The organism is Microtetraspora malaysiensis (assembly GCF_050947145.1).
Classification (GTDB): domain Bacteria; phylum Actinomycetota; class Actinomycetes; order Streptosporangiales; family Streptosporangiaceae; genus Microtetraspora_A; species Microtetraspora_A malaysiensis.
In genome coordinates this window covers 403,640-427,975 of sequence record NZ_CP191998.1, presented here as the reverse complement: position 1 = coordinate 427,975, position 24,336 = coordinate 403,640, and the positions used below count along the sequence as shown (strand labels likewise).

19 protein-coding genes and 1 pseudogene are annotated in these 24,336 nt (G+C 70.8%); 13 read left to right on the top strand and 7 right to left on the bottom strand.

Going from position 1 to position 24,336, the window contains the following annotated elements; all coding sequences use genetic code 11:
- Positions 1 to 130: 130 nt before the first annotated feature.
- Positions 131 to 1,303 (top strand): MFS transporter, encoded by a 1,173-nt coding sequence (locus ACQP1V_RS02130; protein WP_433418304.1) that lies wholly within the window; start codon positions 131 to 133, stop codon positions 1,301 to 1,303.
- 439 nt (positions 1,304 to 1,742) lie between these two features.
- On the top strand, positions 1,743 to 3,317 hold the full coding sequence (locus ACQP1V_RS02125; RefSeq protein WP_433418301.1) for a glycosyl hydrolase family 18 protein: 1,575 nt from the start codon (positions 1,743 to 1,745) through the stop codon (positions 3,315 to 3,317).
- 354 nt (positions 3,318 to 3,671) lie between these two features.
- Here the strand turns inward: ACQP1V_RS02125 and ACQP1V_RS02120 are convergent, their stop codons facing one another.
- Together ACQP1V_RS02120 and ACQP1V_RS02115 are read right to left on the bottom strand one after the other, a co-directional pair.
- Positions 3,672 to 4,550 carry a polysaccharide deacetylase family protein gene (locus ACQP1V_RS02120; protein WP_433418299.1) on the bottom strand — a complete coding sequence of 293 codons (879 nt, stop codon included), beginning with the start codon at positions 4,548 to 4,550 and terminating at the stop codon, positions 3,672 to 3,674.
- Between the two features lie 189 nt (positions 4,551 to 4,739).
- A pseudogene (locus tag ACQP1V_RS02115) lies at positions 4,740 to 5,926 on the bottom strand (RNA-guided endonuclease InsQ/TnpB family protein).
- Between the two features lie 137 nt (positions 5,927 to 6,063).
- On the opposite strand from ACQP1V_RS02115, the gene ACQP1V_RS02110 reads away from it, so the two are divergent.
- The 4 genes from ACQP1V_RS02110 to ACQP1V_RS02095 all read left to right on the top strand — a co-directional run bounded on the left by ACQP1V_RS02110 (position 6,064) and on the right by ACQP1V_RS02095 (position 10,715).
- Positions 6,064 to 6,522: a GNAT family N-acetyltransferase gene (locus tag ACQP1V_RS02110; protein ID WP_433418296.1), complete on the top strand. Its 459-nt coding sequence runs from the start codon at positions 6,064 to 6,066 to the stop codon at positions 6,520 to 6,522.
- Between the two features lie 146 nt (positions 6,523 to 6,668).
- Positions 6,669 to 7,799 carry a hypothetical protein gene (locus ACQP1V_RS02105; protein ID WP_433418293.1) on the top strand — a complete coding sequence of 377 codons (1,131 nt, stop codon included), beginning with the start codon at positions 6,669 to 6,671 and terminating at the stop codon, positions 7,797 to 7,799.
- Between the two features lie 106 nt (positions 7,800 to 7,905).
- Positions 7,906 to 9,351, top strand: a complete 1,446-nt coding sequence (locus tag ACQP1V_RS02100) for a hypothetical protein (RefSeq protein ID WP_433418291.1) — start codon at positions 7,906 to 7,908, stop codon at positions 9,349 to 9,351.
- Positions 9,348 to 10,715, top strand: a complete 1,368-nt coding sequence (locus tag ACQP1V_RS02095; protein WP_433418288.1) for an AAA family ATPase — start codon at positions 9,348 to 9,350, stop codon at positions 10,713 to 10,715. Before ACQP1V_RS02100 ends, ACQP1V_RS02095 begins: the two co-directional genes overlap by 4 nt.
- A gap of 15 nt (positions 10,716 to 10,730) precedes the next feature.
- Here ACQP1V_RS02095 and ACQP1V_RS02090 read toward each other — a convergent pair whose 3' ends face one another.
- From ACQP1V_RS02090 to ACQP1V_RS02075, 4 genes are all read right to left on the bottom strand, one after another.
- Positions 10,731 to 12,074 (bottom strand): hypothetical protein, encoded by a 1,344-nt coding sequence (locus ACQP1V_RS02090; RefSeq protein WP_433418285.1) that lies wholly within the window; start codon positions 12,072 to 12,074, stop codon positions 10,731 to 10,733.
- On the bottom strand, positions 12,071 to 12,553 hold the full coding sequence (locus tag ACQP1V_RS02085) for a SigE family RNA polymerase sigma factor (protein WP_433418282.1): 483 nt from the start codon (positions 12,551 to 12,553) through the stop codon (positions 12,071 to 12,073). The genes ACQP1V_RS02090 and ACQP1V_RS02085 overlap by 4 nt, the downstream gene beginning before the upstream one ends.
- A gap of 42 nt (positions 12,554 to 12,595) precedes the next feature.
- Positions 12,596 to 13,027, bottom strand: coding sequence for a hypothetical protein (locus tag ACQP1V_RS02080; RefSeq protein WP_433418280.1), 432 nt, complete (start codon positions 13,025 to 13,027; stop codon positions 12,596 to 12,598).
- Positions 13,028 to 13,189: 162 nt separating this feature from the next.
- The gene (locus ACQP1V_RS02075; protein ID WP_433418277.1) at positions 13,190 to 14,746 is read right to left on the bottom strand and encodes a trypsin-like serine peptidase; all 1,557 of its coding nucleotides are present in this window, start codon (positions 14,744 to 14,746) and stop codon (positions 13,190 to 13,192) included.
- A 528-nt stretch (positions 14,747 to 15,274) separates the two neighbouring features.
- Between ACQP1V_RS02075 and ACQP1V_RS02070 the strand changes: the two genes are divergently transcribed.
- From ACQP1V_RS02070 to ACQP1V_RS02050, 5 genes are read left to right on the top strand one after another with little or no spacing between them, the layout of a single operon-like run.
- A complete protein-coding gene (locus ACQP1V_RS02070; protein WP_433418274.1) occupies positions 15,275 to 15,784 on the top strand; it encodes a hypothetical protein in 510 nt (169 codons plus the stop codon).
- Positions 15,784 to 17,193, top strand: coding sequence for a hypothetical protein (locus tag ACQP1V_RS02065; protein ID WP_433418271.1), 1,410 nt, complete (start codon positions 15,784 to 15,786; stop codon positions 17,191 to 17,193). Before ACQP1V_RS02070 ends, ACQP1V_RS02065 begins: the two co-directional genes overlap by 1 nt.
- Positions 17,190 to 18,557 (top strand): VWA domain-containing protein, encoded by a 1,368-nt coding sequence (locus ACQP1V_RS02060; RefSeq protein ID WP_433418268.1) that lies wholly within the window; start codon positions 17,190 to 17,192, stop codon positions 18,555 to 18,557. The genes ACQP1V_RS02065 and ACQP1V_RS02060 overlap by 4 nt, the downstream gene beginning before the upstream one ends.
- A 9-nt stretch (positions 18,558 to 18,566) precedes the next feature.
- Complete coding sequence (locus ACQP1V_RS02055; protein WP_387416823.1) at positions 18,567 to 19,682, top strand: ATP-binding protein; 1,116 nt, start codon at positions 18,567 to 18,569, stop codon at positions 19,680 to 19,682.
- A 49-nt stretch (positions 19,683 to 19,731) separates the two neighbouring features.
- Positions 19,732 to 22,590: a DUF5682 family protein gene (locus ACQP1V_RS02050; RefSeq protein ID WP_433418265.1), complete on the top strand. Its 2,859-nt coding sequence runs from the start codon at positions 19,732 to 19,734 to the stop codon at positions 22,588 to 22,590.
- Positions 22,591 to 22,626: 36 nt separating this feature from the next.
- On the opposite strand, the gene ACQP1V_RS02045 is transcribed toward ACQP1V_RS02050, so the two are convergent.
- The gene (locus ACQP1V_RS02045) at positions 22,627 to 22,992 is read right to left on the bottom strand and encodes a YbaB/EbfC family nucleoid-associated protein (RefSeq protein ID WP_433418262.1); all 366 of its coding nucleotides are present in this window, start codon (positions 22,990 to 22,992) and stop codon (positions 22,627 to 22,629) included.
- A gap of 227 nt (positions 22,993 to 23,219) precedes the next feature.
- On the opposite strand from ACQP1V_RS02045, the gene ACQP1V_RS02040 reads away from it, so the two are divergent.
- A complete protein-coding gene (locus ACQP1V_RS02040) occupies positions 23,220 to 23,519 on the top strand; it encodes a hypothetical protein (protein WP_433418260.1) in 300 nt (99 codons plus the stop codon).
- Positions 23,520 to 23,541: 22 nt separating this feature from the next.
- Entirely contained in the window at positions 23,542 to 24,294 is a 753-nt protein-coding gene (locus tag ACQP1V_RS02035) for a hypothetical protein (RefSeq protein ID WP_433418258.1), read from the top strand.
- The last annotated feature ends 42 nt before the right edge of the window (positions 24,295 to 24,336 follow it).

Genomic DNA, 24,336 nt, shown 5'->3' with positions numbered 1-24,336 from the left:
GTCGTACGACGAGCGGGTGTCTGGTCGCCGTTCTCGCGGTGGCGAAGCATGGGCGTCGTCAATCCGGCTCGAAGCCGCCTCGAAGCCGTCGCAGAAGCCGACCCCAACGAGAATCGGACCCTGTCTCACCATGCCCGCCGCCTTGCTCGCACTCGCGCTCAGCGCTTTCGCGATCGGTACGACCGAATTCGTCACCAACGGCCTGCTGTCCGCCCTGGCGGACGATTTCGGGGTCACCATCGCGCACGCCGGAATGGTCACCACCGCCTACGCGATCGGACAGGTCTGCGGCCCCGTCCTGGCACTGCTCACCGTCAGGATGCCGAGCAAGCGGGTGCTGGTGCTGCTGATGGCGGTGTTCACCGCCGGAAACCTCGTCTCGGCGGTCGCGCCGACCTTCGGCCTCCTGCTGGCCAGCAGATTTCTGACCGCCTGGGCGCACACCGCGTTCTTCGGGGTCGCCTCCGTGGTGGCGTCCCGGCTGGTGCCGCCCGGGCGGCAGGCGGGCGCGATCGCGCTGGTGTTCACCGGACTCAGCCTGGCCAACGTGCTCGGCATGCCGATGGGCACCCTCGCCGGGCAGTCCTGGGGCTGGCGCGGGGCGTTCGCCCTCGTCGCCGCGTTCGGCGTCGCCGGCCTCGCCGGCATGATCCGGCTCATCCCCCGCGACGACGCGCCTCCCGCCGTCGACCTGCGCGCGGAGCTGGCGGTCTTCGGCAATCCCCGGCTGTGGCTTGCGCTGGCGGCCACGGCGACGGGGTTCGGCGGACTGTTCGCCTCCTTCACGTTCATCGAGCCGGTGCTGACCCGCGTCACCGGATTCACGACGGGTGACATGGTGTGGCTGCTGGCGATCTACGGGGCCGGACTGGTGGCCGGGAACTGGCTGGCCGGACGCGCGGCCGACCGCGCGCTGATCGCCACCACGACCACCCTGCTCGTGCTCCTGACGGCCGGCCTGTGCCTCTTCACCGTCACCGCTCATGACAAGCCGCTGACGGTGGTCACCCTGTTCCTCCTCGGGGCCTGCGGGTTCGGGTTGCTCACCCCCACCCAGACGTACGTGCTGCGGGTCGCCGGGCGGGATTCCGCGCTGGTCGGCACCGCGAACACCGCGGCGTTCGGCGCCGGGATCACCGCCGGCTCGCTCCTCGGCGCGGCCGTGATCGACCACGGCGCGCCGTACACCGGGGTCAACCTCGCGGGGGCCGCGATGACCGCGTCCGGCCTGTTGATCTTCGGCCTCTCCCTCGCTGTGTCTATTCGCGCTCGCTGCGCTCGCGCGGGCTCGGGGCGCCCTTGAGGCGATGTCTTCCCTCGTCGCTGCGTCTATTTGCGCTCGCTCCGCTCACGCGGCTCGGGGCGCCCTCAGTCGATGTCTTCCCTCGTCGCTCGGAGTCGCTCGTCCCTCGCTCCCCACTCGCTCCTCAGTCCAGACACCGCCGCGCCCCGAGCGTGATGGTTGGGCGCCGTAATGATCACAGGCACTCGCGCGGGCTCGGAGCACCCTCAGTCCAGACACCGCCGCGCCCCTCGCAGACCTTCGGCGGGTTTCCTGGCTGGCAGGAGAGTTATTAGTTAAGAAACTTGACAGATGATGGACGCGCTCCCGACGATGTAGGCGCGGATCCGTTCACCCATCCAGCAGCGCGCCGACGACGTCGCCGCGCGCCACTCACCCGTGCCCTCACCCCCCTCGATCGGCGCGACGACTCCGATCGCTCCTGGTTCGGGAGACCCCCATGCGAAACCGAACACCGCGCCTGCTGACGCTGGCGGTGGCACTCCTGCTCGCCGCCCTGGGCGCCCTCGTCACCCAAACCTCGGCCAGCGCGGCCAACCTGCTCGTGAATCCGGGCTTCGAGACCGGAACCCTCTCCCCCTGGTCCTGCACCGGCGGGCTCGGGTCGGTGGTCGACACCCCGGTCCACTCCGGCGCCAAGGCGCTGGCCGGCGCGGCGAGCGCGTCCGACACCGCCGAGTGCAGCCAGTCCGTGTCCGTCCGGCCGAGCACCGCGTACACCCTGTCCGCCTGGGTCCGCGGCGGCTACGTCTACCTGGGCGTGAACGGCGGCGGCTCCACCTGGACCTCGTCGCCCTCGGCGTACACGCAGCTCACCGTCTCCTTCACCACCGCGGCCGGGCAGACCTCCGCCGTCATCTACCTGCACGGCTGGTACGGCCAGGGCACCTACTACGCCGACGACGTGAGCTTCGACGGCCCCGGCGGCCCGTCCCCCTCGGCGTCTCCTTCGGTGTCCCCCTCCGCCTCACCCTCGGCGTCGCCGTCTCCGTCGGCCTCACCGTCCTCCTCCCCGTCTCCGTCTCCGTCGCCCTCACCCTCGACGTCGCCCACGGGCACGACGTGCCCGGTGAAGTCCCGGCCGGCCGGCAAGGTCGTGCAGGGGTACTGGGAGAACTGGGACGGCGCGTCGAACGGCGTGCACCCGCCGCTCGGCTGGATCCCGATCACCGACTCACGCATCCAGGCCCACGGCTACAACGTCATCAACGCGGCGTTCCCGGTCATCCGCGCCGACGGCACCGTCCTGTGGGAGGACGGCATGGACTCCACCGTCAAGGTCGCCACCCCCGCCGAGATGTGCCAGGCCAAGGCCGCCGGCGCGACGATCCTGATGTCCATCGGCGGGGCCGCCGCGGGCATCGACCTCAGCTCCAGCACGGTCGCCGACCGCTTCGTCGCGACCGTCGTACCGATCCTCAAGCAGTACAACTTCGACGGCATCGACATCGACATCGAGACCGGTCTGAGCGGCAGTGGCAACATCAACCAGCTCTCGCCGTCGCAGGCCAACCTCATCCGGATCATCGACGGCGTGCTCGCCCAGATGCCCTCGAACTTCGGCCTCACCATGGCCCCCGAGACGGCGTACGTGACCGGCGGCAGCGTCACCTACGGCTCCATCTGGGGCGCGTACCTGCCGATCATCAAGAAGTACGCCGACAACGGCCGCCTCTGGTGGCTGAACATGCAGTACTACAACGGCAGCATGTACGGCTGCTCCGGCGACTCCTACTCCGCGGGCACCGTGCAGGGCTTCACCGCCCAGACCACCTGCCTGGACAAGGGTCTCGTCATCCAGGGCACCACCATCCGGGTCCCGTACGACAAGCAGGTCCCCGGCCTGCCCGCCCAGCCCGGAGCCGGTGGCGGCTACATGGCGCCCTCGCTGGTGAGCCAGAGCTGGAACGCCTTCAGCGGCAATCTCAAGGGCCTGATGACCTGGTCCATCAACTGGGACGGGTCGAAGGGCTGGACCTTCGGCGACAACGTCAAGGCGCTGCAGGGTCGCTGACCTGTATGCGGGGGCCGCTCCCGTCCGCCCGGGAGCGGCCCCCGTCGCGTGTGCGCGCGTTCACCCCTGGAGGATCTCGGCCCCGCCCGCTACGCCGGTGTCCGAGCCCTTCGCGGGGGGAATCCGGGCCGCGCTCTGACCGCGGGCGTGCTCGCACTCGGCGAAGGGCCGCGGGCATGAACCTGTTCGTGCACGGGACGGTCACGGAGGTTGAGCCGATCGCCGAGCGCATGCGCCGCGTCCGCGTCTCCGGCCCAGAACTGCGCGAGTTGAGCTGGACCCCCGGCGCGCACATCCGGCTGCGGATCGGCGACGCCGCGGCCTCCCGAGCCGGGGCCGCGCGCTCATACGCGTCTACGCCCGGGGGCGGCGCGCCCGGAAGTCGTCCGCGATCGCGTCGAACGTGGCCCACCGGACGCCCTCGTGCCCGCTGATGTGCTCGATGAGGCGCTCCAGCATGAGCAGGACATGCGGGCGGCCCGAGACGTCCGGGTGGATCGTCAGCGGGAAGACGGCGTACTCCGACTCGCGATGGACCCAGTCGAACTGGTCCCGCCACATCTGCTCGATGTCGCGAGGGTTGACGAACCCGTGGCTGTTCGGGCTGGCCTTGATGAACATCATCGGCGGCAGGTCGTCGAGGTGCCAGCTCGCCGGGATCTCGACGAGGTCGGTCTCCTGCCCGCGCACGAGCGGCTTCATCCACGCGCGGGCGTCCTTGGCGTAGTCGATCTTCGTCCAGGTGTCCCCGACCCGGACGTAGTAGGGCTCGAAGTCGCGGTGCATGAGCGAGTGGTCGTACGTGATGCCGCGTTCGAGCAGCAGCTCGTTGGTGATCGGCGAGAACTCCCACCACGGGGCGACGTACCCGGTGGGGCGCCGGCCGGCGCGCCTCTCGATGAGCTCGACGCAGTGGTCGAGGACCGCGGACTCCTGCTCGCGGTTCATCGCGATCGGGTTCTCATGGCTGTATCCGTGCAGGCCGATCTCGTGCCCGGCGGCCACGACCTGGTCGAACTGCTCGGGAAAGGTCTCGATGGAGTGGCCGGGCCAGAACCAGGTCGCCGGCAGGCCGTACTTCTCCAGCAGGGCGTTGAGCCGGGGAACGCCCACCTCCCCGGCGAAGACGCCGCGCGAGATGTCGTCCGGCGAGTCCTCGCCCCCGTAGGAGCCGAGCCAGCCGCCGACGGCGTCGACGTCGATCCCGAACGCCACGAAGATCTCCTTGGCCACGGCGTGTCCTCTCTCCCGGCTTCGTTCACGGAGCCCCCGTCGTCGGTGCGTGGTCGGCCCCTACCCAGGGACGGGGCGAGCACGACCGGCTCCGCCTCCCGACGCGGCGCGGAATTGTCGGTGCCCGCTGCCAGACTCCCCCATTGGCATCCTCCCCCTCGTAACGAGGGGGATTCCAACCGTCACCGGTCAGGCTTCCTGCTTCACCGCCGGGCGCCCCGTCCGAGAGGACACTCTCGTTGAGGTCTTACACCAGCTCCACAGGCGTTTTACTTGTCCGCCGGCCCGGCGGCCAAGATGTTCTTCGCGGCGTTCACGTCCCGGTCATGGACCGCGCCGCAGGCGCACTCCCAGGTACGGACGTTCAGCGGCATCTTCTCCTGCAACGCCCCGCAGGCCGAGCACAGCTTGGAGGAGGGGAACCATCGGTCCACGACCACCAGTTCCCGCCCGTACCACTGGGCTTTGTACTCCAGCATCGAGCGGAGTTCCCGCCAGCTCGCGTCGGAGATGGCTCGGGCCAGGCTGTGGTTCTTGACCATGGTGCGGACGGTCAGGTCCTCGATCACGACCGTTTGGTTCTCACGGACGAGCCGAGTCGACAGCTTGTGCAAGTGGTCCCGGCGGCGGTCAGTGATCCGGGCATAGACGCGGGCGACCGTGATCCGGGCCTTGGCCCGGTTCGCGCTGCCCTTGGCCTTACGTGCGAGCGCCCGCTGCGCCCTGGCCAGCCTGCGCCGCTCAGCCCGCTCATGCCGGGGGTTGGCCACCTTCTCCCCATTCGAGAGGGTGACCAGGGCGGTGATCCCCGCGTCCATCCCCACCGCGCTGCCGGTTGGGTCGAGCGGGCGAATCTTCTCCTGGACCAGGATGGACACGAACCACCGCCCGGACGCGTCCTTCGACACAGTCACGGTGGACGGCTCCGCCCCCTCCGGCAGGGGGCGCGACCACACAATGTCCAGCGGTGCATCCATCTTCGCCAGCCACAGCCGACCCTCACGCCAGCGGAACGCCGAGCGGGTGTACTCCGCCGACGCGCGGGACTTCTTGCGGGACTTGAACGCCGGATACTTGGCGCGCTTGGCGAAGAAGTTCGCGAACCCGGACTGGAGGTGGCGCAGGGCCTGCTGCAACGGCACCGACGACACCTCGTTGAGGAAGCCGAGTTCCTCCGTCCGCTTCCACGCCGTCAACGCAGACGAGGACTCCACGTAGGAGAAGCGGCGGCCCTCCAGCGTGTAGGCGCGGGTCCGCTCCTGCAGCGCCTTGTTGTAGACCAGGCGCACACACCCGAATGTCCGGGCAAGCTCGGCGGCCTGTCCGGGTGTCGGGTAGAAGCGGTACCTGTAGGCCCGCTGCACGATCTGCGCCATGCCGCACACCCTGCCACAAGATCAGCCAGCAATCGCACGCATGTTCGACTTACGACGAATCATCTACCTTTGCCCTGCTCCGTATGGAGCTCGATTCCTCCTCCGCCTGAAGGCGGAGGTCTCCTCGGAGGTTTCTGATGAACGACGACGTGCGGCTGAGAGCCGTCGAAGAAGCGGACCTGGAGCTGTTCTTCGAGCACGAGCACGACCCCGAGACGGTGCGGCGGTCGAAGTTCCCGCCCCGCGAGCGGGAGAGGTTCATGACCCACTGGCGCACCAGGGTCCTGGGCGACCCCACCAATCTGATCCGCACGGTCACCGTGAACGACGAGACGGCGGGCAACGTCGTGGCCTGGTGGGAGGGGGACCGGCGCTTCATCGGGTACGTCTTCGGCCGCCCGTTCTGGGGCCGCGGCATCGGCACCGCGGCCCTGACGCTCTTCCTGGAGCTGGAGCAGGTCCGCCCGCTGTACGCGGACCCCTACAAGGGGAACACGGGCTCGGTGCGCCTGCTGGAGAAGTGCGGCTTCTGGTCGTCCGGCACGATCATGCACGACGAGAACGAGCACATCATGTTCGTGCTGGACCGGATGTGATCTCGCGCCGGGCGAGCACGCGGTTTTGACGGACGTCGCTGTTAGGCTGCCGCCCCAACGACCACCCCGGACGGCCTCCATATGGGCTTCCCCACGAGCCCCGACCCGGCCGTACGACCGACTCGAGAAACGACCGCGAGGACCGAGTGAGCACGTCCACCGAGCGGCTCGACGCCCTGCGAGGCGGCGCCGCGCCCGTCGACCACAACGCCCGCACCGTCGCCGCCCTGGCCGGCAACCCCGGGTGCGACCGGCGAGCGGTGCTCGACGCGGCCGGGATCAGCAAGCGGGACACCGCCGTCCACCTCGGCCACCCCGCTCCCTTCGGGCAGTCGCCGTTCGCCCTGGCCCGGGCGAGGTCCTTCGAGGAGCTGGTGAAGGCCGACCGCTGCGCGCATCTGCTGCGGCTGCTGCGCGAGGCGCTCGGCCTGCCGATCCCCGCGATCGCGTACCTCGACATCCCGCAGGCGGGCGGCCAGGCCACCCGCGAGCTGCGGCACGCCCGCACCCGCAAGGAGCTGCGTCAGGCCGCCGAGAGCGCGGTCCGGGGCGGCTCCGGCGACGGCACGCTGGTCGACCACCCGCTGTTCACGCTGCCGGTCGCGGGCCACGAGGTCTACCTGGATCCGGCCGTCCTCGCCGTCCAGGCCGGGGGCCGGTTCCACATCGTCGAGATCAAGTCGTTCGCGGTCATCGACGGCGCCGCCGACTCGGCGCAGGTCGCCGCCGCCTCCCGGCTCTCCGCGGTCTACGTGTACGCGTTGAAGGCGATGTTCGCGGCCGAGGGCATCGACCCCGGGCTGGTGTCGCACGAGGTCGTGCTGGTCTGCCCCAAGGACTTCGCCAACCACCCCACCGCGACCCTGCTCGACGTGCGCCTGCAGCTCGCCGCGCTCAGGCGGCAGCTGTCGCGGCTCACCCGCATCGACCGGATCCTCGACCGGCTGCCGCCCGACCTCACGTTCAGCCTGGAGCAGTCGCCCGCCGAGCTGGCCCGGGCGGTCCGCGCGGCCGAGGCCAGGTACGCGCCCGAGTGCCTGTCCACCTGCGAGATGGCGTACTTCTGCCGCTCCGACGCCCGCGAGTGCGGCTCGCTGGAGGTGCTCGGCCGGGTCACCCGCGACGATCTCGGCGGCCTCGACTCGGTGGACGCGGTGCTCGATCTCGCCGCGGACGACCGCCGCGCCGCGTCGGAGCACGACGAGATAGCCGAGCAGCTCCGCCACGTCCACGCGATCTATCGCGCGCACACCGCGGCCGAGGCGGTGGTCGCATGAACGAGCGAAGCGAGCGAACCCAAAAGCACAGCAGCGAGCGAAGCGAGCGAGCCGATAAGCACAGCAGCCCGCTCACGCGTCCGGCGATCCTCAGCGAGGTGGGCACGTGAGTGTCGTGACGTCGTACGCCCGGGCGCTGGCCGTCCGCGAAGGCCGGGCGCAGCCGGTCGCGACCGTGCGGCACCTGCACCTGGCGGCCGACCCCCTGGTCTTCATCCCGCTCAGGCTCGCGGGTGAGGCCGCCGCGCCGCTCGGCGCGATGGTGGGCAGCGACCCGGCCCGCCCCCACCTGCTGGTCGTCCCGCAGCCGCGCAACCGCGACCTGCGGTTCGCCTTCATGGCCGAGCTGGCCCGGATCATGCTTCCGTACATCGAGGGCCGGGCCGCGGCGACCGAGACGGTCCCGGGGAAGAACGAGCGCGAGCGCTATCTGGACGCGCCGCAGGTCATCGTGCCCGGACGGGGCGCGGTCGAGTTCGTCCGGCTGCTGGGCCGCTCCACCCGGTTCCGCAGCGCCGACGGCCCCTACCCCGTCGATCCGGCCGTGCCCGTCCTCGGCCAGTGGCTGACCTTCCTGTACGAGCGGACCGAGTTCGCCGGGTCGTCGGCGCTGGTCCCGATGACCGAGGCGCTCTCCCTGCACTGGGCGACCGGGCAGAGCCCGATGGAGGACGCGAACCTGGCCACGCTGCTGGCGTGGATCTGCCCGCCGCCCGGCCGCACCGGGCAGGATGCGGCGGCCGCCGCGGAGGACCCCGTCCGGTGGCCTCCGGCCGGTCCGGACACCGATCCGGGCTTCGACGCGCGGGTGCTGCGGCCGGCGATCGACGCGTACGACGCGTCCGGTTCGCCGGAGCCGGTCCGCGAGGCCCTGCGCGGCCAGTTGGAGCCGACCTGGCGGCTCATGTGGCAGGCCGTCGAGCTGCTGCGCGGCCTGCCCGAAGCGGCGAGCGTCGGCGATCGGTGGGCCGCCGACCGGGACCGGTACACCCGCGAGGTCGCCCGCGTGGCCGAGGGCGGCCCTCCCCGGGGCCGCCGCGACCAGGCCGGATCCGCCGCGGCCCGGCTCTGGGACATGGAGTCGGCGCGGCAGTCGTACGACGCGCAGCGCGCCTACGACGACCCGTTGGTGATGGCCGAGCATCGCGCGACCGGCAAGGCGTTCGCCGGCGAGGTGGTCCACGTGGACCGGGAGCGGACGATCCTGCTGCCCGGGGGGAAGAAGCCGGTGTCGCGACCGCTGGTCACCGTCCACACCGCCGACCCGGTACGGCTCGCGCCGGGCAAGAAGGTGTTCTCCGCGCACCGCCGAAGGCAGTCGGGCGAGGTCGTCGAGCTGGACGGCGACCTCGTCGTGGTGCAGCTGAACGACCAGCTGGCCAAGGGCGCGGGCGTGCCGGGCGTCGGCGACGCGGTCTGCTTCACCGAGCTGGACCTCGGCGGTCGGATCCGGCCCGGCTTCCCCGCCGCGGAGGAGACACCTTGGACCCACGGCGGGCCGCCCGCCGCGTACGTGCCGACCGACGAGGACGCCAAGGAGGACTGGTCGTGACCGTCGCCCCCTTCCCCGATCCGCTCGGCCCCGCGCCCGCCGGCCCCTGGCCGGAGGACGGCCCGGCGGAGGCGGCGGCCCGCGCCACCGCCGCGATCCTCGCCGACTTCACCGGCGGCGCACACCGGGGCGTCATCGTCGACTCGCCGCCGGGGGCGGGCAAGTCCACCCTGGTCGTGGCCACCACGCTGGAGCTGGCCGGGGCCGGCGAGCGGCTGATGATCGTGGCGCAGACCAACGAGCAGGTGGACGACCTGGCCGACAAGATCGCCACGCGCGACCCGTCGCTCACGATCGGCCGCCTGCACAAGGACGGCTTCCAGGTGCCCGAGCGGGTGATCCGGCACCCCGGTGTCCGGGCGTCCAAGAAGATCGACGACGTGGCCTCCTGCTCGGTGGTCCTCGCCACCGCGGACAAGTGGGCCTACGTGTCCGGCCACACCTGGCAGTGGGCGATCATCGATGAGGCGTACCAGATGCGCTCGGACAAGCTGCTGGCCATCGCCGCGCTGTTCGAGCGGGCGCTCTTCGTCGGCGACCCCGGCCAGCTCGACCCGTTCTCCGTGGTGGACACCGAGCGCTGGGCGGGCCTCGCGTGGGATCCCCTGCAGAGCGCGGTGGCCGTCACCGCGCGGCTCAACGACCTGCCGGTCCACCGGCTACCGGTCTCCTGGCGGCTTCCGGCCTCGGCCGCCCCGCTCGTCTCGGAGGCGTTCTATCCGTTTACACCGTTCCGGTCGGGCACCGGGCCGGGTGAGCGAGTCCTCGAACTCGCCGGCCCGGGATCTCCCGTCACCGGGACCCCCGCCGCCTGGGACCGCGCTCTTGAGGAGGCCGCGGCGACCGGCTGGGCGTTGCACGAGCTGCCCAGCCGCCACACGATACGGACCGACGCCGACGCGGTGCGGGCGTGCGCCGGGCTGGCGACCCGGCTGGTGGAGCGCGGCGCGATCGCCCACGACGAGCACGGCTCCCATCGCGTGGACGCCGCGCGCATCGCCATCGGCGCCGCGCACAACGACCAGGTGGCCGCCATCCGGGCCGCCGGGGTCCCGGACGGCGTCACCGTGGACACCGCGAACCGGCTGCAGGGCCGCGAGTACGACGTGACGATCGTCCTGCACCCGCTGTCCGGGCGGCGCGACGCCACCGCCTTCCACCTGGAGTCGGGCCGCCTGTGCGTGCTGACCTCGCGCCACCGGCACGCCTGCGTCGTCGTGGCCCGCGCCGGGATCCCCGAGCTTCTGGACGCCCACCCGAGCACCGGGCGGGTGCGGCTGAACGAGCCGGTCAAGTTCCCGGACGGCTGGGAGGCCAACCAGGCGGTCCTCGCCCATCTCGCCGCCCACCGCGTGCCCGGCTGAGCGGAGCCCGCCGCGTCAGCCGGCGGGCGGGACGGCGGCCAGGTTGAGGACCTCGTTCTCGTCCCCGGGCTCGACCGTCTCCGTGGTGCACATCGTGGCGCCCGGCGAGGGGGCCCCCGCCTCGGCCAGTGCCTTACGCTGCCATTCCGGCATCGGGCCGCAGGTCTCCTTGGTCTCGACCCCGTGGGCGTTCCAGTAGAAGACCCGGGTGGGCGAGGACGAGACTCCGTGCCCCCATCCTCCGCCGCGGCCGTCCCGGGTGGTGGCGCCGATCCCGCCCGCTTTCCCGGTGGCGAGGTCGTAGATGGCGGGGAGCCAGCCCCCCAGCTCGGCGAAGCGGCCCCCGTAGAGGTCCGTCGTCCGGGATCTTCCGGGCAGCTCGCGCACGTCCGTGCCGTCGATCCGCATGGAGAGCGCCTTCTTGCCCGACGTGCCGAGGCACCATTCGGTCGAGCAGCGCAGGCCGGTCACGCCGGGAGGCGGGGTGATCGTCCGCCGCGTGCCGTTCTCCAGGTCGACCAGCAGGGCCTGGTTGGCGTTCCGCCACTTTTCGTCGGGGAAGGAGTCGCCCGGCACGTCACGCGCCCACGGCCAGGAGTCCAGCCACAGCCCGTCGGTCCCCTCGATCTTCTCGGGCTCCCCTCCGGCGATCGGCATCCGGTACACCCCGCCGGACTTGGGCGACCAGACGATGTGATCGCCGGTGACCCCGATCCGGTCCACCAGGGCCAGATCCCCGGTCACCTCGCCGACCCGGATCGGCTCTCCGCCCTGCCGGGGGGCGACCCAGAAGTCCGCCCACTTCCGGCCGTTGTTCGGGGTGGTGCCGTACCAGGCGATGTAGTCGCTGCCCACCTCGAAGTCCTGCGGATAGTAGCCCTTCCCGCGGGGGGCCATCGTGGCGAGCACCCGGGACGCCCGCGTCCGCGTGTCGTAGACCTCCAGTCGGCCGGCCTTCTCGAACGACGCCTCGGCGGTGAGCAGGATCTCCGTGGGGCCGAGCGCGGTGACCGGCCGGTATTTGAACCCGTCCGCGGCCTTCTTGGGGAACGTGGTGACCGCCTCCGGCCACACATCGCGGGCCCGTGACGCCTGGTCCGCGTCGGCATCGGCGTCGTCGGGCGCGCCGGCGGCGGCCGAGGCCACCGGGTCGGCGCTCGGCGGGACGTGGCCGCCGCGTACGACGGCCGTGCCGCCGAGGACCACGGCGACCACCCCGGCGGCGGCCAGGAGCGACCCGTGGCGGCGGCGCGTCCTGCGCCTGCGGCGATCCGCGACGCCCCGTTCGAGGTCGGCCGGGACGGGCGCGCCGTTCGCGGCGTTCTTCAGCGCCTCGGCGAGTTCATGTTCCGTTCTCACACTTCCTCCATCCGGATCGCGCGGCGCTGGATCCGCAACTTGTCGAGGGCGCGCGAGGCCTGGCTGCGTACGGTGCCGGGGGAGATGCCGAGGATCCGCGCGATCTCGGCGTCCGGGAGGTCCTCGTAGTAGCGCAGCACGAGCACCGCCCGCTGTTTCGGCGGCAGCCCGGCGACCTCCTTCCACAGCCCGGCGTCGCCGTCGAGCAGCGGGTCGGTGTAGCCGTGATCGGGCGTGTCCGCCACGAGGTGCTCGCGCCGCCTGCGCCGCCACCAGCTGATGTGCTGGCGGGCCATCACCGTCCGGACGTAGCCTTCGGGGTCGTCCTTACGGACGACGCGCCGCCAGGCGTCGCCGAGGCGCAGCAGCGCCTCCTGCACGAGGTCGGCCGCGTCGTGCGCGTTGCCCGTCAGCGCGACGCCGTAGCGGAACAGGGCGCCGCTCCGTGCCCGGACGAATTCGTCGAAGGTGTGGTCCACGATTCCAGGGACGTCCGACCGTCCGGATCTGTTGCATCGCCGTCAGGAATGCGTCCAGTAGTTCTGGAGGATCTTCTCCAGCCGCCGCACCACCGGGGTCCAGGAGGAGGGGAGCGTGTAGCGGACGGTGCGGTGGCCGCGGTAGGTGAGCGTGTACTTGATGAAGTCGGCGCCCGGCGGCTGGGCCTGGGAGCCGCCGAGCCGCAGGCCGGCGAGGTCGCGGCGCAGCCCGCGCATTTCCGCGTCGGTGAGGCACTTCCGCACGACCGTTCCGGTGCGGCGGCTCAGCCGCACGCATCCGTCGGTGTACACGGTGACGCGGTCGTCGATGCCCGCGAAGCCGCCCTGCTCGCTGAGCTGGACCAGCACCTTCTTCCGCACGGTCGCCGCCTGCGCTGCCGGCTCAGGGCCGATGGTCGTGACACCCACGATCAGGACGAGTGCCGCCAGAAGCGTGATTCGCCAGATTCTCATACTTCCTTGGACGTACCGGAAGACCGATCGGCTCAAACCTCGCCATAAGGGTTAGGGAAAACGGTTGGGGAAAAGGAGAGGGGCCCGGCGTCACCGCCGGGCCCCGACCAAGGGTGTTCCCCAGAGAGACCGAAGCCCCTCATTCCCCGGTCGCTGGTCCCGCTAAAGGATCGAGCCGGACCAGACGTTCGCGGCCTGCGCGTACACGCCGTAGGTCTCACCGTCGAAGTACGGCGAGAGGCTGGTGTCGATGCGCTGGTTGTTGTCGCGGTCGGCGAGGGCGATGGTCACGCCGTTCAGATAGCCGAGGCGACGGGCGTTGCTGTAGTTGAGCAGCCAGGCCGAGCCCATGGAGCCCTCACCGGTGAAGGAGGACTTCAGGCCCTGCAGCTCCTCGGCCTTCATCGAGGGTGCGGTGGCGCCGAAGGTCTTGCCGTAGCTCCACTTCGCCACCTGGCCGGTGAACGGCTTGGTGCCGTCGGGGTGCGAACCGCTCGGGTAGCCGAACACGAACACGTTCTTGCCGAGCTTCTGGTTGTAGGCCATGCCCTGGCCGCCGACCCGGTCGCCCAGGCGGCCCGCGTCGGTGATCTCGCGGATGATGTAGGTGTCCTTGTAGTACTTCTCCGCGGCGTCCTTGACCCACTTCTTCACGAAGTACTGCTTCTTGAACGCCTCGACGACGCGCTTGCCGCGCTTGACCTGCAGGTCGCCCTTGAACGTGCCGGCCTTCTTGGCCTTGGACAGCTCGTGGTACTCACGCAGGGAGATGCGGACCCAGTGGTCGCCGCGGAAGCCCCACTTCTCGCCGTTCTTCATGGCGGTGGAGGCGTTCGGGGCGGCCTTGTACTGGGCGCCGGTGACCTCGTCGGCGGTCAGCTTGACGCCGTCGATGCCCTTCTTGATGTACTCCCAGCGCTTGGCGGCGGCGTCGGCCGGCGGGTCCACCTGGGTGCCGCCGGGGACGGTCTCCTTCCAGTACGGCCCGTCCTCGGTGTACTTCTCGGCGAACTCCGCGGCGGTCACCTCCTGGGAGATGGTCTGCTTGTCGCCGGTGTAGGCGTCGTAGGCCTTCTTGTCGACCGCCTTGTCGCCACCGATGTTGATGCCGTTGTACACGGTGACGAACGCGTAGTCGCGGTCGCCGTCCTCGTACACGTCGAAGTCGTAGTGCGTGAACGCCTGCTTGCCGACGTAGATGCCCCAGGGCGACTTGCCCTTGTAGTAGCCGGGGACGAAGATCCACTTGTCGAGCGTGGCCTTGCTGCTCTTCGTGTCGTACGCGCAGTGGCCGGCGGTGGCGACCAGGTTGCGGTACTTGGACTGCAGGGAGGTGCCGGTGCACCAGTGCGGCTTGCCGTCGGCGCCGAGGAAGAACACCTTGCCGATGTTCATCGGGAGGTTGACGTTCTTCGACTTCGAGACGGTCTTCTTCTCATCGCCGATGGCGGGGACGACGCCCGGCTTCGAGCTGCCGGCGAAGCCGCCGGTGGAGACGTGCTTGGCCGAGACGACGGGCTCGACGTTGTACGGCGTCGCCTCCTCCAGCGTCTTGGACGACCAGAAGAACGCGACCTGCTGGGCCACGTTGGAGGTCCCGGCGAGGGTCTCCTTGACCTTGTAGTTGTTCGCCGCCTGGGCCGGGGTGGACACCATGGCGGTAGCGAGGAGGCCGGCGGCGGCGGCGAGGGTTCCGCCGATGGCGAGGGTGCGCTTCAAGGGGGATGCTCCTTGCGCTGTCGTGGGACGTCACTGCGTCCCATCCGTCAGTAAAGGACGGATCACGAAACTACAGAGGGCACGGGGGGTTCGTAAGGGTCGTGATCCACAGCGTTTTCCCAGGTAAATGGCCGTTACCTTTTCGTTACCAAGCGTGGACGCGACCCCGGGGCACCGAGCGCCTCCAGGTCATCGCAGGTTTCCGGCTGTCCGGACCCGCCGTTCGGCGACCTGTCAGGGAGTATTCAGCATGTGATGCAAATCACACCGAACTCGCGGCACCGGATCGGCCGTGAGAGCCGTCTAAGAGCCTTTTCGCCATCATGCCCCGCCCATCCGGACCCTGCGTCGGAGACCGCCGCACGGGGCACGTCCAGCCGCATATGCGGATATATCGTGAATGCCGGAGGCCGGGCGAAACGATGGGGTAGGTTGGCCGATCATGAATCGGCCGTTCGCGCACGTGCCACCGCACGCGCCGCCGTACCGGCCGGCGTCCGCGAGCCGTCGAGCTGGAGGTCGAAGGGCGTGAACGCGGAGACTTCCGCATGGGAGCGGCGGAGCACGGTGCGGGTCGTCCCGCCCGTCCGGCCGCGCAAGCTGGCGAAGGTCCCCTTCGTCGAGCTGGCCGACGGGCGGCTGCAGGGCGTCGTGTCGAGCGGCTCGGACATCGAGCGGGTGTACGTCTCGTCGTTCACCACCGGCACCCACGCGTACAGCTGCAGCACCAACAACAACCGGCCGTGCGGTGCCCTGCCGTCAGGGAGCTCTCCGTGCAAGCACCTGCACCTGCTCGCCACCGAGGCGGTGCTGCAGTACGGCATCGACCGCGTCGCCCGCTATCTCCGCGTCGACATCGATGACGACGCCGCCACGGGCGCCGAACTCGTGCACAGCATGAACGGCCAGGTCGAGCGCGCGCCGGCGGCCACGGTGTTCAGCCGGTTCCTCCGCCACCTGAACTACCTCGAGATCCCGGACACGACCACGCCCATCCCCGAGATGCACTGGTTCCCGGCCTTGGGGGCGGCCCGCTGATGCTCGCTGTGAACCTTTCCGAGCTGCTCGACGGCCCCCTCCCCGGGATCGAGGAGGCCCTCGACCTGGTCGCCGGCTTCGACGACGCCCTCGTCCACGGACTCTCCCGGCTGGGCGAGGACCGCGCCGCCGCCCTGGCCGCCCTGGCCGGCGCGCTGGCGGCCGGCCCCCTTGGCGTACGGGCGGGCGAGGCGGCCGAGAAGATCGCCGCCGGTTCGGTCGCCGACGAGCACCTGAGCGTGCTGGCGGGAGGCCGGGCGGCGCTGCTCGGCGCGGTGCACGACGCCCTGCTCGGCCGCCTCGACGGCGCGCTGGGACGGACCAGGGCTCCCTGGGAGGCGTCGCCGTCCGCGGCCTCCCCCGGCGCGGACAACCTGCTCGCCGGGTGCCGGTCCTGGCTGCACGAGCTGGCCATCGCGGGCTGGCGCGGCGTCGACCACGACCTCGTCTCCGCGGCCGACCAGACGATCGAGGCGCTGCTCGCCGTACCCGAGCTGCGCAGGACGGCGGTTCTGCTCGACGGCCTGGCGGCCGAGCTGCGGGCATCGAGCCCGATCGCGACGATGGAACGGCTACCCGCGCGGCGGTGGGCGGACCTGTGGACCCGCGCCCTGCTGCTGTCGCAGCCCGGCGCCCCGGCCGGCGCCCCGGAACCGGCGGCGACGGTGTCGGGACGGCTGCTGATCCTCGGCGTGGACGTCCACGAGCACGCCACGGCGGTGCAGATCCAGGTCCACGCCGTGCTGGAGCCCACGGGCGGCGGCCCGTCCCGGCTGGTGCGGGCGAGCGTCGCCGCGCCGAAGGTGGACACCATCGTCGGCCCCGCCCTGTGGCGGCTGCTTCAGTGGCACCCGGTGCTGCTGGGCGCGCTGGCCGAGCACCGCAGCCTGGACATCACGGACCAGCCGCTCCTCGACAGCGGCGACCTGGTGTGGCACGACGACCGGGCCGAGGCGGGCGAGCCCGCCGACCCGTTCACCACCGCACGCGTCCTGCTCGGCGGCGCGCTCGCCCCGGCGGTGCCGCCCCTCGACCGCCATCCGGTACGGATATCCGAACCCGTGCTGGTGGAGGGGTACACGGCGACGACCGACGGCGGCGAGGTCACGTTCGACCTCGGCGGGCCGGCGCTGGCGGTCGACGTCGAGCGGCTGCCGTCCTGCGGACCGCTCACGCCCGAGCTGGTGGCCGCCTCCACGGCGTGCGTCGGCCTGGTCCGCTGGGACGGCGGCAGGTGGGCGCTGCAGCCCCTCGCCGTACAGGCGACGGTCAAGCGCAAGCCGGTCACCGCCCACAACGGAGACTGGGCGCTCGGCCCGACGGATCCGAAGGTCATGAAGGCGGAGGCCAAGGCCGGCGACTCGGTCGCCGTGCTGCGCGAGCGGGCCGGACGGCTGCTGCGGCGATGAGCGACCCCGTGACGCCCCCGGCCCAGACGCCCGCCTCGCCGGAGGTCAACGCCGACGAGAACCGGCGGCAGGTGCTCTACTGGCGGCTGCTGGCCCGGCTGTTCGACCCGGAGGAGCAGCCGGCGCTTGAGGCGGCGAGCGTCGCCGTCGCCGGGGATCTCGGGCTGCCGCCCGCGCTGCTCGACCCCTCCGTGTCGGTGGACAACCTCGTGCAGCGCTTCCCCGAGCTGGGCGATGAGCTGCGGAACCTGATGGCGGAGCCGGACGACGCCGCCGCTCCCGCCCCCGAGCGGGTCGGCGCGGACGAGGTCCGCCGGGCCGCCCTGGTGTCGAAGCTGCTGCTCAACGTGTTCTCGACCGGGACGGGCAGCGTGACCGCCACCCAGCTCGCCGACTGGCAGCAGGACGCCGCCTGGTTCCAGCGCGGGCTCGGCTGCGAGCCGGGACAACTACGCTCTCGGCCGGGCGGCGAGGAGCTGGCCGGCGTGCTGGCCGGCCTGGAGGGCGACCTGGTCCGCCGGATGCGGCTGCGCGAGGTGCTGGCCGACCCGGCTCTCGCGCGGCGGCTCACGCCGAGCATGTCGCTCATCGAGCAGCTCCTCCGGGACAAGGCCAACCTGTCCGGCGTCGCGCTGGCCAACGCCAAGGCGTTGATCCGCAGGTACGTGGACGAGGTCGCCGAGGTGCTGCGCACCCAGGTCGAGAAGACGACCGTCGGCTCCATCGACAGGTCCGTGCCGCCGAAGCGGGTGTTCCGCAACCTCGACATCGGACGCACGATCTGGAAGAACCTCACCAACTGGAACGCGGACGACCAGCGGCTCTACGTGGACCGGCTGTACTACCGGCAGACCGCCAGGCGGACCACGCCGGCCCGGCTGATCGTGGTCGTCGACCAGTCGGGCTCGATGGTCGACTCGATGGTGAACTGCACCATCCTGGCGTCCATCTTCGCCGGGCTTCCCAAGGTGGACGTGCACCTGATCGCGTTCGACACCCGGGCGCTCGACCTGACCCCGTGGGTGCACGACCCGTTCGAGGTGCTGCTGCGGACGAACCTCGGTGGCGGCAACGACGGCCCCGTCGCGATGGCCCTGGCCCGGCAGAAGATCGCCGATCCGCGCAACACGGCGATGGTGTGGATCTCGGATTTCTACGAGTTCGACCGGTCCCAGCCACTGTTCGACGGCATCCGGGCCGTGCACCAGTCGGGCGTGCGGTTCATCCCGGTCGGTTCGGTGAACAGCTCCGGCCACCAGAGCGTGGACCCGTGGTTCCGCCAGCGGTTCAAGGACCTGGGCACGCCCGTGATCTCGGGCCACATCCGCAAGCTCGTGTTCGAGCTCAAGAACTTCCTCACCTAGGAGACCGCGATGACCGACGACATGTTGCGTGCCCCCGCCGAGGTCAAGTACGCAGAAGAGCTCGACTGGCTGGAGTCGATCGACGACGGCCCCAAGCCGTTCTCCTGGCGGCTGAGCCCGCGCATGGTGCGGCTGTTCGTGCTCGGGTCCGAGCGCTCGGACGGGCTCGACCGTGAGATCTCCCAGAAGTGGTTCGGCGACCGCAGCTTCGTCGAGCGGAGCATCGTGACCCTGGCGTCCGACCGGGGGCTGCTGCTGATCGGCGACCCGGGCACCGGGAAGAGCTGGCTCGCCGAGCTGCTCTCCGCGGCGATCTGCCGGAACTCGACCCTCGTCGTGCAGGGCACCGCGGGCACCACCGAGGACCACATCAAGTACTCGTGGAACGTCTCGATGGTGATCGCCAAGGGCCAGTCCCGCGAGTCGATGATCCCGTCGCCGATCATGACGGCGATGGAGCAGGGCGTGATCGGGCGCTTCGAGGAGCTGACCCGGTCGACCAGCGACGTGCAGGACGCGCTGATCTCGATCCTCTCCGAGAAGTACGTGTCGATCCCCGAGCTGGATGACGACAACATCGTGTTCGCCAAGCCCGGCTTCTCGATCATCGCCACGGCCAACAGCCGGGACCGCGGCGTGAACGACCTCTCCTCGGCCCTGAAGCGGCGGTTCAACTTCGTCCGCATCCCGGTGGTGACCAGCCGGCGCAGCGAGGCGGAGATCGTGCGGTTCCGCACCACCGAGCTGCTCCGCCGGCACCACATCGACCTGGACCTGCCGCCCACGCTGCTGGACATCCTGCTGCAGAGCTTCGCCGACCTGCGCGCCGCCGCCGCCTCGGCGACCAGCGACGACGAGAGGCTGGAGTCGGCGCTGTCCACCGCCGAGCAGATCGGCGTGCTGGAGGACGCCATCCTGCACAGCCACTTCTTCGGTGACCGCACGCTGCGGGCGCAGACGCTCGCCGGCTCGCTCGTGGGGTCGCTCGCCCGCCGCAACCCCGAGGACCTGGCCATCCTGAACAAGTACTGGCACGGCGTCGTCGAGCCGCGCGGCAAGCAGGACGGCGGGGAGTGGCAGGAGTTCCTCGAAGGCGGCCGCGAGGCCATCGCGACGCTCTCGTGACCCCCTTCCCACGGCCGAGGCCGGGGGGCTCCACGCTCAAGGAGATTCCATGACTCCGGACACCTTCGACGCGCTCCGCGGGCAGCTCCTCGACGCCGCCAGGACCTTCGCCCCCGCAACCGGGACCGCCGCGGACGCGTCCGACGCGCTGGCGGGGATCCTGTCGGGCATCGTGGACGACGTCGACCGGGCGCTGGCCGAGGAGCTGGAGATCTTCCCGGTGTGCCACCACTCGCCGGCTTCGGCCCTGGCCATGGTGCGCCGCCTGCGCGAGAAGCAGCCCAAGGTCGTCTACCTGGAGCTGTGCGAGGACCTGCGGCCGCTGCTCGACGAGCTGCGCAACTGCCGCCTGCCCGTGGCGTTGCAGGCCTTCGCGTCCGACCTCGACGGCTTCCCGCCCGGCGTGGGGCCGCTGAGCGTCGTCGCCCCCATCACGGAGGCGTCCGCCGAGTACCAGGCCATCGCGTACGCGCTGGACACGCCGGGCGTCGAGCTGGTGCTGGTGGACCGCTCGACCGACCACGTCTTCCAGTGGCTGCCGGACGAGCCCGCCGAGTCCGCTCGGCCCGCGCCGTCCGACGGCGACACCGACGCCAACGCCGACGTCGCGGAACGCGCCGAGGAGGCGGCCCTGCACGGCGACGCCGTCGGCATCGAGATCGGTGACCTGCGCCCGCGGTTCGCCGAGCTGGAGGCGCACCTGCTGCACCACGGCAAGGTGCGGCACTGGTCCGAGTGGTGGGACCAGTACGTCGAGCAGCCGCTCACCGGCGCGGACTACGACGCCTATCGACAGGTCATGGTGCTGATCGGCAGCCTGTTCCGGCGGCTGCGGCCGTCGGAGGACGAGCGGGTGTCGCGCGACGAGGAGCGCGAGCGCTACATGTGGACCCGGATGCGCGAGCATCTCGCCGCGTCCGGCGCCGACCCGGCCGACTGCCTGTACGTGTGCGGCGCCTACCACGCCGCGAGCCGGGTCGAGCAGTTCGGGCTGGCGTCGGACGCGCCGTACGAGATCAGCCCCCGGACCGGGACGCGCTGGCTGTACGGGCTGATCCCGTCCAGCCACTCCGCGATCGAGGCGCAGTTCGGCCTCGCCTCCGGCTCGGTGTCGATCGCCGCCGCCACCTGGAGCAAGGCGGTGACCCGCTTCCGTGACACGCCGTTCCGGCTGGACGGCCAGAAGGGGACCGCGAAGCGGGCCAAGCGCGCCGCGCTGCCGCCGCCCTCGACGCCGGCGGCGCCGGTCGCCGATCGGCTGTCCGGCTTCCTGTCGAGCCCTCCGGCACTGGACGGCCTCGACGAGGCCGAGCTGCTCGGCTGGTGCGTGGACATCGTCCGGCTGGCCCGCCGCAACGGCTACCTCGCCAGCACCGCGGACGCCATCGCCGTCTTTGAAACGTCCGTCCTGCTCGCCGGGATGCGCAACCGGGCCAGGCCCACGCCGTACGACTTCCAGGACGCGGCCGTCACCTGCATCGAGAAGGACGCGGTGCCCGGCCGCCGCGACGTCCGCCACCTGTGCGAGATCCTCCTCGGCGGCGACCGGATCGGCCAGGTGGGGTACGAGGCCCTGCCGCCGCTGGCCCGCGACGTGTACGACCGGCTTGCGCCCCTCGGTGTGGACCTGGAGAAGCGCACCCTCCAGCGGGCGCTGCTCGACCTCAACGCGAACCCGGAGCTCACCGGTTGCTCGGACCTGCTGTGGATCCTGCGCCGCCTGCTGCCGGAGGACGCGGTGCGTCCCATCATGGGCGAGCGACGGCTGGGCGAGCGGTCCATCCAGGAAAGTTGGGACCTCGCGATCGGCCGCCACCAGCGGTCGATCATCGAGCTGGGCTACGAGGCCATCACCGTCGAGCAGGTGCTCGAACAGCGGCTCCGCCGTATGGTGTGGGATCCCAAGGCGACCGCGGCCGTCGCGCTCGGGGCCGTCGAGGACGCCGTCCTGTACCTGGGCGGCGGCCGGTTCGCCGCCGAGCTGGGGGCGCGTGCGGTCGAGCTGCTGTCCGCCGAGCGCACGGTGGACGACGCCCCCGAGGTGCTCCGCCGGATCCGCCGCCTGCTCGCCTACTATCGCGCCACGGAGCCGGCGCTGCCGGAGTGGTGCGAGGCGTTCGTCACCGCCGGGTACGCGCATTACTGCACCCTGTTGCCGACCGCCTTCGTGGACGAGGAGACCGGCGTACGCCAGGTGGCCGCGATGCTCGGCTTCCTGTTCAGCATGGAGAGCCTCGCGCTGGCCCTGGGCTGCGACCGCGCCCAGCTCGAACTCGCGGTGCTGCAGTCGCATCCTGAGGCGCCCGCCAAGGTGGCGCTGCTGTGGGCGGCCCGGTCCCAGCTCGGCCTGCTGCCGATGGCCGAGCTGCGGGAGCGGTGCGACGGGCTGCTCGCCAACCCTCTCGTGGTCCCGTCGTTCCCGATGTACCTGAGCGGGTTCGTGCAGGCGCTCGAACCCGCTCCCGCGCTGGCGCCGTTCGTGGTCGAGCTGCTGTCCAAGGCGTTCGCGCGGCTGCCGGACGCGGTCCTGCTCCCGTGGCTGCCCAAGCTGATCACCACGCTGCGGGACCAGGCGGGCGAGCTGGTGCCCGTACTCGTACGCGAGGCGGGCCGCACGTTCCCGGCGGCCCTGCCGTCCCTGGACACGTTCGTGCCGCCGTGGCTGGGCCGTCCGTCAGGCGCGGCGAAGGCGAGGCCGGGCCGACATACAGGGGTCGCGCCGGGCGGCGGGCCGGCGGCCGAGCTGCTGGCGGGTCACCGGGCGGCGTGCGACGCCGTCGCCGCCCTGCTCGGATGCGACGGCGGCTGGCAGGAGATCGCCGGCGGCGGCGACCCCGGGGAGGCGGGCGCGTTGGTGGCCCGGCATCCCGAGACCGCCACTGCCGTCGCGGTCCTGCTCGACCGTTAGCGCACGCTCGCGGCGGGCGGTGGCGAGATGCGAGCGTCAGTAACCGGTGCCCAGATCCGCGATCCGCCTCTCCATGGCGCGCGCGAAGGACTCGTACGACTCCGTCATCCGCTTCTCCGCCCGCGCGGGGTCGAACCCGCTGGTGGGGATCTCCATGCCTCCGAGCGAGTCGCTCAGAAGCTCGCGCGTTCGGCGTGCCCCATCGTCCTGCGCCTCAGAGATGGTCTTCACCAGCTCCTCCGCCAGGACGTGGCTCTCCAGCCGCATCACGCGGGGATTGAGTTCGATCTTCTCCACGCGGCCTGAGCCGTCGACGACGACGGTGATCAGGCTGTTCGCGTCCGTCGCCCTGCCGCGTACCTCCCCCAGCTCGCCCTCGACATCGGAGAGGCGTCGCATCATCTGTTCGGCTTCCCGGCTCACGCGATCCAGGTCTTCCGCCTGGATGTTGTCGGGGTCAATCCAAAAACCAGACATACTTCTCTTTTCGCGCCGAGTGCTCAAAGGTGCCTCAAATCACCCCTGACATAACACAAAATTACAAGATACTGTCCCCTTTGTGTGTACACCATGCCAAGAGACGGCAGCACGCAGGTGAACAGCGGGGGCACAGTCAGGAGAGACGACTCATGAGCCAGGACATACACGTCACCTCGTCATGTATCGGAAAAGTGCAGAGCAACCTCAACGAGAAACTCATTCCAGCGCTGAAGGATCTAAAGAAGGACGTCGGGAGCACCGGTGTCACCTTCCCCGGCTTCGGCACCCAAGGCCTGATCTTTGGCGGCAAATACAGCGACGTACAGCACAGCGTCCAAGGCGCGGTCCAGGACGCCATCGAAACCGTGGAGGCCTGGATCGAGGCATTGGAGACCGTCAAAAGGAACTGGATCCAGGCAGAGAACAACAGCACCGTGGTCTACAGGTAAGACCTGAGAAGAGAGGCCGGGCATGTCCCTACCTGTAGCGCTGTCTTCCAAGGCCGCGCTCGACGCACTCAAGGAAGCCGCGAGGTCGGCTCCCGCCCTGTGGACGGGCGTCGCCATCGCGGCCACGGCGGTCGCGAACGTTCCGGCGATGGGCGAGGCCAAAGCGAACTGGAACGCCCTGGCCAAGGCGCTCGAAGTGGAGTACCCGGGCATGGTGGGCAACGCCGCCTTCATATCCCGCGGAGACTGGATCGCCGACGACCAGAGAGCGTTCCTGCACACGACCGCGGTCTTCGGTGGTGACCTGCAGAAGCTCAGCGGTGTCTGTTACAGCATGGAGGGCCAGGTCGATCAGGTGCGCGACTCGTACCAGACCTACTGGCAGGAGATCGGCGCCCTCGCCGCCACCGTGATCGGCTACGTCGCGGCCGCCAAGCTCATGCTGGCAGTGCCACAGACGAGGGCCGTCGGGGCGATTTGGCTCCAACGACTCGTCACGTTCACGAACCTGATCATCGCCAACAAGACGAAGATCCTTCTGGGCTTTCTGACCGCGGCGGGCGTCACCCTGAGCAACACCACGCAGTCCTTGACGCAGATGTTCACCATCATGCCGAACGGAGGCGTCGAGATCGACTTCAAGCGGGCCACGATCTCGACGGAGCCCCCTTCCCAGTGGATCGCTCCCAAGAAGGATCTCCCGGAGCCCGCGGCGAAACCCGAGCCTCCGAAAACGACGTCCCCCGGAACACCGCAGAAGCCGCAGACGTCCTAGAGGCCCACTCGCTCCCTGGCTCTTCCGGTCCGGCTCACCTTC